Origin of the sequence: Bacteroides sp. L10-4, from assembly GCF_013373675.1 — a bacterium.
GTDB lineage: Bacteria > Bacteroidota > Bacteroidia > Bacteroidales > Bacteroidaceae > Bacteroides > Bacteroides muris.
On the sequence record NZ_JABXJH010000116.1, the window covers coordinates 1 to 3,400 of the forward strand.

A 3,400-nucleotide genomic window follows, 5' to 3' on the forward strand; every position below is an offset into this window, starting at 1 on the left:
CGACATACCCCTGCCCGCAGAGGACGGGATTATAGCCGACAAACAAAAGGCATACGAGCAGGCGATACTGAACCGCAAACAGCAGGACAAGATACAATCCTTGCAGGACTTCGGTTTCACGGGGGACGATGAAACGGAAGAACCGCAGGCGGAAATCGACCTGATGCCGGAAGAAGAACCGAAATCCCAAAGGGGCAGCGGTGCTTCTTATTCGGCAAACGCTTACCGGGACATCAACCGCCAGTTAAGCACGTTCTACGAAACCCCGGCGGTGGACGAGGAAAAAGAGGACTTGAAGCGGCAGGTGGCGGAACTGACCGACAGACTGCAACAACAGCAGAACGCCACGCCTACGGCTGACGACCAAATGGCACTCTTGGAAAAATCCTACGAACTGGCGGCAAAATACATGAATGACGGCGGGCAGAACAGAGAAAGGGGGCAGATTGCCCAAATACCGACAACCGGGCAGAACGGCGGCGGTATCGGCACTCCGGCTATCCCCGTGCAGGCAATCCAGGAAACGACCGTATCGGGGTTGCAGCAGCCCATGAGCAATGCCGACTTCATCCGGGCTTACAGCCAGCCACGAAACTACGGCTTCAACACGGCGGTAGGAACAGGCTACGCTATGGGAAAGAACACGGTAGCCGCCTGCATACACCAAGACCAAACCCTGACGGACGGGCAGGCGGTGAAACTACGGCTGCTCGAACCCATGCAGGCGGGAAACATAGTCGTGCCGAAGAATACCCTTGTGGCGGGGACGGCAAAGGTGCAGGGCGAACGGCTTGACATACTGGTGTCCTCGATTGAGTACGCTGGCAACATCATCCCGGTGGAACTCGCAGTGTTCGACACGGACGGGCAAAAGGGGCTTTCCGTCCCGTCCTCTATGGAGCAGGAAGCGTTCAACGAAGCAATGGCGAATATCGGCAGCGGGTTGGGTACAAGCATTTCCTTTGCACGGAGTGCCGGGCAGCAGGTGGCTATGGACGTGACAAGGGGCTTGCTGCAAGGAACGTCCGGCTACCTCGCCAAGAAGTTCCGAACCGTGAAAGTGAAGCTGAAAGCCGGCTATAAAGTCATGCTTTACGCCAAACAACAATAACCATTTTATCAACCACAAAATCTTTGCCAATGAGAGCAGAGCCAAACTTGTTTGGGCTATGCCGAATGCAGCAAGATTTATGTAAAAATTTCAATCAACAATGAAACAGATTTTTGTAATGTTCGCCCTTTTGCTGGGCGTGTGTGCGGCAAACGCACAGGAAACCGACACCTTGAAGTATGCGGCTGGCAACGACTTGTACCGGGGTATTACCCGGAAACTCCCGTACCGCCAAATGGTAACGCCCTACGGCGTGGAAGTGACCTTTGCCAAGACGGTACACATCATCTTCCCCGCTGCCGTCCGCTATGTCGATTTGGGAAGCAACCACATCATAGCGGGCAAGGCGGACGGTGCGGAGAACGTTATCCGGGTGAAAGCCACGACAGAGGGCTTTCCGGGCGAAACGAACTTCTCCGTTATCTGCGAGGACGGGAGTTTCTTCTCGTTCAACGCCAAGTACGCCCGTGAGCCGGAAATGCTCAACATCGAAATGAAAGACTTTTTGGAAAATGAAGATACGTCCGATTTCTCGTATACCCGTATGAACATCTATTTCCGGGAATTAGGTAATGAAAGCCCGCTGCTGGTGAAACTGATAATGCGGAGCATCTACAAGAACAATGACCGGAAAGTGCGCCACTTGGGTAGCAAGCGTTTCGGCATACAGTTCTTAATCAAGGGCATTTATACTTATAACGGGATGCTCTACGTACATACGCAGACGAAGAACAGTTCCAACGTGCCTTTCGATACGGACTTCATCAAGTTTAAGATAGTCGATAAGAAAGTACCTAAGCGCACGGCTATTCAGGAAACGGTACTGGATGCAGTCAGAAGTTACAACGAGGTGATAGAGATTGCCGGGAAATCGACCGTGCGCACGGTGTACGCCCTGCCGAAGTTCACCATTCCTGACGATAAGCTGCTGGTCGTGGAACTTTACGAGAAGAACGGCGGGCGGCATCAGGTTATCCGGGTGGAAAACGCCGACATCGTGAACGCAGAAGTGATTAACGAACTCAAAATCAAATAGGGATGAAACGGTTTCTATTTATCGGAATACTCTTTGTGCTGTGCCTGCATTTCAACCAGGCACACGCACAAAGATACCTGCCGGGCATGAAAGGCTTGCAGGTCACGGCGGGCATGGCGGACGGGGTGCATTGGAACGACAACACGGATTTCGCCTACCATATCGGGGCGGCGTACAGCGTTTACACCAAGAACGCCAACCGCTGGGTGATTGGCGGGGAATACTTGCACAAGAAGTATGACTACAAGGATATGCAGATATCCGTAGAACAGTTCACCGCAGAGGGCGGCTACTACCTGAAATTCCTATCGGACAGGCGAAAGACCTTTTTCCTTTCATTGGGCTTGTCGGCACTCGCCGGGTATGAAACAAGCAACCGAAGCGAAAAGCTCTTGCCGGACGGCTCTACCTTGCTGGATAAGGACTGCTTCATTTACGGCGGTGCGCTGACGCTGGAACTGGAAACCTACCTGACCGACCGGGTGGCTCTGCTACTGAACGCAAGGGAACGGGCGTTGTTCGGCTCGGACATAGGCAAGTTCCACACGCAGGTATCTTTGGGACTGAAATTCATTATCAACTGACCGCTATATAATAATGTATATGAAGAATGTAATGTATAAAATCATCATGGGCTGCTGCATCGTGGCCGCCCTTGTGCTTGTCACCGCCTGTAATGACAACTTGGATATTCAGCAGGCATACCCGTTCAGCATCGAGACGCTGCCAGTACCCAAAAGGCTGAAAGTCGGGGAAACCGCCGAAATACGCTGCCGACTGGTGCGTGGCGGCTATTACCAGCCGACTACCTATCAGATACGATATTTCCAGCCGGACGGCAAAGGGAAGCTGGAAATGGATAACGGCACGGTGTTCCTGCCCAATGACCTATACCCGCTGGAGAAAGAAACGTTCAGGCTCTACTACACCTCGGCATCGACAGACCAGCAGACGATAGACATTTATGTGATTGATAGCTTTGGACAGGTGCGGCAACTTTCGCTATCGTTCAATAATGACAGGAACGAGAACGAATAAACTGTTTTTGAATGAATATGTTAATAAACACCCGGCAAGATTTGCTGGGTGCTTTATTTATGAGTAACTTTACAAAATAATTTATCTTTAAGTAACTAATCAAAATTAAGCAGCATTATGTTTAAGTTTAATACCCAAGGTATCCCCGACAGCCGCCAATGCCCTATTGACGGTGTAAAAGAGGTTGTCGCTACTTGCATAATCCTGCGGTCTGA

General features: G+C 51.4%; 4 protein-coding genes. All 4 read left to right on the plus strand.

Going from position 1 to position 3,400, the window contains the following annotated elements:
- Window positions 1–1,111 (plus strand): conjugative transposon protein TraM (traM, locus tag HU824_RS19180; RefSeq protein WP_176469717.1); only part of this gene is annotated, 1,111 nt, incomplete at its 5' end.
- 100 nt (window positions 1,112–1,211) lie between these two features.
- Window positions 1,212–2,147 (plus strand): conjugative transposon protein TraN, encoded by a 936-nt coding sequence (gene traN, locus HU824_RS19185; RefSeq protein ID WP_176469718.1) that lies wholly within the window; start codon window positions 1,212–1,214, stop codon window positions 2,145–2,147.
- 2 nt (window positions 2,148–2,149) lie between these two features.
- On the plus strand, window positions 2,150–2,731 hold the full coding sequence (locus HU824_RS19190; protein WP_176469719.1) for a conjugal transfer protein TraO: 582 nt from the start codon (window positions 2,150–2,152) through the stop codon (window positions 2,729–2,731).
- A 13-nt stretch (window positions 2,732–2,744) separates the two neighbouring features.
- On the plus strand, window positions 2,745–3,185 hold the full coding sequence (locus HU824_RS19195) for a DUF3872 domain-containing protein (RefSeq protein WP_176469720.1): 441 nt from the start codon (window positions 2,745–2,747) through the stop codon (window positions 3,183–3,185).
- Window positions 3,186–3,400: the final 215 nt, after the last annotated feature.

What these genes read in the sequence shown, in the direction of transcription:
- traN (WP_176469718.1), top strand. Translation starts at nt 1,212, where the DNA reads ATGAAACAGATTTTTGTAATGTTCGCCCTTTTGCTGGGCGTGTGTGCG.
- HU824_RS19190 (WP_176469719.1), top strand. Translation starts at nt 2,150, where the DNA reads ATGAAACGGTTTCTATTTATCGGAATACTCTTTGTGCTGTGCCTGCAT.
- HU824_RS19195 (WP_176469720.1), top strand. Translation starts at nt 2,745, where the DNA reads ATGTATATGAAGAATGTAATGTATAAAATCATCATGGGCTGCTGCATC.